This window comes from Pseudoalteromonas sp. P1-9, assembly GCF_001399975.1.
GTDB lineage: Bacteria > Pseudomonadota > Gammaproteobacteria > Enterobacterales > Alteromonadaceae > Pseudoalteromonas.
On the sequence record NZ_LKBD01000072.1, the window covers coordinates 1 to 6,287 of the forward strand.

2 protein-coding genes are annotated in these 6,287 nt (G+C 40.8%); both read left to right on the plus strand.

Features of this window, described 5'->3' with window-relative positions:
• Window positions 1-377: phosphopantetheine-binding protein (locus AN214_RS21275; protein ID WP_235576793.1), on the plus strand; the 377-nt coding region annotated here is incomplete at its 5' end.
• On the plus strand, window positions 378-6,287 hold a 5,910-nt coding region (locus AN214_RS21280; protein WP_152960837.1), incomplete at its 3' end, for a non-ribosomal peptide synthetase.

Here is a 6,287-nt window from a genome sequence, read left to right on the forward strand (position 1 = left end):
CCTGGCCGTTAACGGCCAATGGTAAGATAGATAAGAAGCGATTACCGGCGCCCGAGTGGGCGTCGGAGCAGGCTTATGAAGCGCCGGAATTAGAGGTAGAACTTATTTTGGCGCAGATATGGTCTGAATTACTCGAGATACCAGTTGAAAAAGTCGGTGTTAATACGAGTTTCTTCGATTTAGGAGGCCACTCTTTGTTAATCACAAAACTCATTTCCAGACTTCAAGATGAGTTCAATCAGACTATTTCAATACAACGATTATTCAGTTTGCAGACAATAAGAGAGATTGCAGGAGAGTTAGAGATGATCCAATTAAAAGAGCAAGCAAAGAACAAGCTGAATAAGTCTCAAAGCATTTTGGAAATGGAGATTTAGATGACTGATATAAAAGCGTTACTTAAACGAATATACAGTACTGGTATTACATTAACGGTCGTCGAGGATAAGTTAAGGCTACAGGCTGAAAATGGCACTTTAAATCAAGATTTACTTGCAGAAATAAAAGCCAATAAGCAAGAGATTTTGAATGAGTTAAGGGCTCAGCAAAGTCGAGACGACTCGACTGCACTTAAAGCAGAAATTAAAGCAAGCAAAGACAAAACTTGTATTCCTCTAACCAATAGTCAAAAGCGTCTCTGGTTTATAGATTATCTAGAGGGAAGTAGCGAGTCCTATAACATGGCCTATGCATTTGAAGTCGAGGGAGCTTTCGACTTAAAGGTCGCAGAAAAGGCTTTTGTAGCAATAATAGAAAGGCATGAAACCCTTAGGACAGTCATTATCGAAAATAACGGTGATCCCCAACAGATCATAAAAAGCGAGTTTGACTTTCGAATCCAACGACTTCATTCGTCCGAATCTAAAAATAATACATCGTCATGTAGCCTTCAAAAACAGATAAAAGAGTTCTCAACAAGACCATTCGACCTATCAAATGATCTTTTCTTGCGCGTTGCTTTTACAGAAATCGAAGATGGTGAAAGGGGGATTTTACTGGTTAATATGCATCATATTGCTTCAGATGGTTGGTCTATGAGTATACTGATTTCTGAATTCAGTGCTCTGTACGAAGGAATGCAATCAGGAAAGCAAGACCGTGCTATTTTATCTCCTCTTCCCATTCAATACTCCGACTATGCGCTTTGGCAACAGGAATGGCTCACGGATTCAACTTTGTCTTCTCAGCTGCACTACTGGCAAAAACAATTAGATGATTGCCCAGTTATCCATAGTTTGCCGCTTGATTTTCCACGGCCAGATCAAAAAGGTCATGAAGGGACGCAACAACATTATCAGTTAGATTCAGAATTGCTATTGTCTTTACATAAAATTGCTCGGAAGCATGAATGCACATTGTTTATGATAGTACACGCTGCATTGTCACTGGTATTATCACGACACAGCTATAGTCAGGATATCGTAATAGGTACCCCTGTCGCCAACAGGATGCATAGAGAGCTTGAGCCTCTCATAGGCTTTTTTGCCAATACCTTAGTATTAAGAACACGGACTAACTTTGAAAACTTTAGTTCGTATTTAAAGCATGTACGAAAAGTGAATCTTGATGCTCAATCTAATCAAGATGTTCCTTTTGAGCAATTGGTTGAACAATGCCAAGTACCTCGAAGTAGCAGTCATACACCTTTGTGCCAGATACTATTAAGCATGAACAACTTATCCGCTTCACAACTTAATTTACCTGGAGTTAGGGTTAAACCATTAAATAGTGAAGGTTATCAGTCTAAGTTTGACTTAGAGCTGACGCTTGACGAAAGGGAATCTGGGTTATTCCTTACTTGGGGTTACGATTCAGGCTTGTTTAAAAAAGAGCGTATTAATCAGCTTCAAGCGCATTTGACTGAATTGTTGATGTCGATTTCAAGTACAGCTAGTCGGTCTGACGTTCGATTAAGCGAATTAGGTATGCTAAGTGCTACTGAAAATTTGCAGCTAACCTCAAAGCATGGACAAGGTGGCCAAAGTACAGCAACTTTGCTTTCTAATGATGAAACTATTGTATCCTTATTCGAGCATCAGGTAGTAAAGTACCCTAAAGCTGAGGCGCTTACCCATCAAAGCCGAACTTTAACCTATGAGGATTTAAACAGCCTCGCTAACCAAATGGCGCATTTGCTTTTAAGTCTGGGAGTACAAAAAGGTGAGCTAGTTGGTATATGTATTGAGCGATGTCCTGAAATGATCATTGCTATTCTTGCAGTCCTAAAAACAGGTGCTGCATATGTGCCGCTAGATCCTAAATATCCAAGTGATCGCTTGAGCTACATGATAAAGGATAGTGGGTTGACTCGTGTGGTAGGTAGCTCTGCTACAAAAGATATAATTAGTCAAATCTCTTCCGCGGCTTTTATAACGATCAACGACGACGCTTTAGTGAATCGAAATACCATTAACGTCACAACTCATCGCGACGTGAACAGAGAAGATCTCGCTTACATTATTTACACCTCCGGTTCGACGGGTCAACCTAAAGGAGTTATGGTTCAGCATAGCGGTGTACCGCGCCTTATAAAGGATAAAGAAACTTACCAATTTTCAAATCAAACGCGATCATTGCAAACATGTTCGATGTCATTTGATGCCGCAGTGTTTGAATTATGGACGACGCTTTTGAATGGTGGGTTCTGTGTATTGTACCCAGGCGATCATATTGATGCCGCAGCTATCAGCCCGTTGATAGACGAATACCAGCTTAATACAGTATTTTTAACGACTGGATTATTTAGTGTATGGAGTGAACTCGCCACAAGTTCTACTTCTCTCAAACAGCTGATCACAGGTGGAGACGTCATTGATGTTTCCGCGATAAAGCGTATCAAGAAGGTTTTACCTGAAGTCGCAATTATAAATGCCTATGGACCGACTGAGAATACCGTCATTTCAAGCGCATATTTGATTCCTGAAGAATTAGAAGATGAAGTTGTACCTATAGGTGCGCCTGTTTTGGGTACTGAACTTTACGTGGTTGCTAATGATTTATCGTTAACGCCCTTTGGTGGAATTGGGGAGTTATTAACCGGCGGTGAAGGGGTGGCACGCGGGTATTTACACCGGCCAGACTTAACTGCTTCACATTTTATTGAGCTACCCTCGATTCCAGGGAAAAGACTTTATCGTACAGGGGATTTGGTAAGGTATTTACCTGATGGTCAATTAGCGTTTATGGGGCGGGCGGACGATCAAATAAAGATACGTGGTTTCCGTGTTGAGCTAGGTGAAATTAGTCACGCGTTAGGGGAGTGTTCAGGGATAGAATCGGCTTTGGTATTAGCACCAAAAGTGCAATCTGAAGAGCGTCAGTTGGTTGGTTATGTCCAACTGGTTGAGGCAGAAAGCTTAGATATAAATTACATTCGCGACCAACTTTTATCAAAGTTACCTGAGTATATGGTACCCTCGGCTTATGTGGAAATAGAGCAATGGCCTTTGACAAAAAACGGTAAAATAGATAAGAAACGCTTACCGGAACCAGAATGGCTATCAGAACAAGTATACGAAGCGCCAGAAGGTGAAAATGAATTGCGCTTAGTAAAAGTGATGGCGTCAGTGTTGGGTTGCAAAACAGAAACTATAGGTCGACATCATAGCTTTTTTGCTCTAGGAGGTCATTCGCTTTTGGCGGTAAAACTAGTTTCTGCATTACGCAGTGAATATGGCGTTGAACTGCCAGTACGTTGTGTTTTTGATAGTGATGACGTGAAAGGACTAGCCAAAGCAGTTGACGCTGCCGAAGCATCAAATAGGCCGAGTATTGTTGTGGTATCTCGTGAAGGTCAGTTAGTCTTGTCTTATTCCCAGCAGCGTTTGTGGTTTATCGATCGTTATTCGGGAGGTAGCAGTCAATATAATATGCCAGGAGCTTTCAACGTCTATGGGAATTTCGATATTAATCGCGCTGAATTGGCTTTGAAACAAATTATCGCGCGTCATGAGATTCTTCGAACAAATTACCGAGAAGCAGAAGGTATTCCCACTCAAGTGGTTAGAGAAAAAGTAGACTTTCATATTACTTTTCATGATGTGAGTTATTTAGCGGGTGAAGAGCAGTCGTTAGCAGTATCCAAATTGATAACTGATGCGGCAGAGCAAGTTTTTGATTTATCCTTAGATGTACTGTTAACTGCGGATTACGTAAACTTATCAGTAGGTGAAGGTGTGCTGTTATTTAACATGCATCATATCGTATCTGATGGCTGGTCCATGGGTATTTTGGTTAGCGAATTTAAAACCCTCTACTCCAAGCTAGCAACTGAAAAAGACATTCAAGCTATTTTACCAGCTTTGCCTATTCAATACGCTGATTACGCCCAATGGCAGCGAGAATGGTTAACAGAAACAGCGCTATCCTCTCAGTTTGACTACTGGCAAAGGCAATTAGAAAACTGCCCAATTGTACACAGTTTACCACTTGATTATCAACGAGACGTCACTAAGTCACCCAAAGGTTCGATAGTAAAAGCAGCACTTACCGAGTCTGTTAAATCTCAGATCATTGAGTTCGCGAACAACAATGACTTAACCCCATTTATGTTAGTGCATAGCGCTCTGGCTTTAGTCTTATCACGACATAGTTTCTGTAACGATATTGTTATAGGAACGCCGATTGCTAATCGCATGCAAAAAGAGTTAGAAACGTTGATTGGCTGCTTTGTAAATACATTGGTTTTACGAACGGATACGAATCATGAAGATTTAGCGGCTTACCTCAAACATATTCGTAAAGTAAATTTGGATGCCCAAGCGAATCAAGATGTTCCTTTTGAACAGTTAGTCGAACACTGTCAAGTACGACGTAGCAGCAGTCACACGCCGTTGTTCCAAATCATGTTAACTCTGAATCTATTTGACAACGTTGAAATGGCGACGGACGAATTTGCAATAACGCCAATAGACCAAACAGAGGACTTGATAGCAAAATTTGATCTGGATTTTAATGCCGTATTTAAAGCTGAAAGCTTTGAATTTTCTTGTTTGTTCAATGAAGGGCTCTTTGAAAAGAGTCGTGTGGTTAACATAGTTCAACAAACTACAGAACTTTTGAGCAAGATTTGTAAAATTGAAAATAGCTCCAAAGTCACGTTGCAAGAATTACCAATCCTGCTTGATGAAGAAAAGAAATCATTCCAAAGGTTTAATACCGAAAATTTATCTACTACAACAGAATTTTCGATTGCCGAGTTGATTCATAGAAAGACCGAAGAATATCCCAGTGCAGTCGCTTTAATCAGTAACGGTCAAAATTACAATTACGATGATTTACAACTTCGTTCTAATGGTATTTGCCGCGGTTTAACGGAAAATAGTATTTCAGACGTTTCGCGAGTAGGTATTTATCTTACGCGAACGATATCATTAATTACTTCGCTGATAGGGGTAATGAAAGCAAATGCAACGTTCGTTGTTTTGGATCCTAATTATCCTCAACAACGGCTTGATTATATGGTGAATGATGCAGATTTAGACTTAATTATTTCAGAGCCCGAGTTAAAAGAGTCAGCTTTACTTTCGTTATCGCTACTCCCAAAAATGTGGTTAAAAGATGGGGCATTTTCCTACTATGAAGCAGGTAAATCCACTTCTAAAAATCGAAGGGAACAACTAAGCGAGCGAGAGCTGGCTTATATAGCTTATACATCGGGTTCAACTGGAGAGCCTAAGGGAGTAATGGTCAGCCATAAATCATTGGCCAATCATATTGTCGATATGAACCAAAGGCTCTGCTTTAGTGCTGAAGACAACGTATTGCAACTCGCCTCGTTCAGTTTCGATACTGCACTAGAGCAAACATTTATGACGCTCACTTCAGGGGCGACACTTTACCTTAATGGTGACAGCCTACTGAACACAGACGCCTTTTTCAAAATTGCCCGGCAATTTAAAATAACCGCGTCTGATTTATCGGTTGCATATCTAGAGTTACTCTTAAGTCATCAAAACATCCATCAGTGGCAAGGGTTAAATTTGACCAGGATAGTGGTGGGTGGTGAAGCGCTGCCAGCTAAACTCGTTAATCAATGGTTTAAAACAAAGGTAGCGACATGTTGTCGGTTCTTTAACGCCTATGGGCCAACCGAAACGGTAATTACTTCCTCTATCAGAGAAATTGTTCATAGTGATGCGACAACTGTAACAATAGGCAAGGTTGTTGGTTCTCGCTATTTTCATGTTCTCGATCTGAACCAACAATTAAGTCCATTGGGTGCGGTGGGTGAGCTTTACATCGGTGGAGCGGGTTTAGCGCAAGGGTACTTAAACCGGCCTGATTTA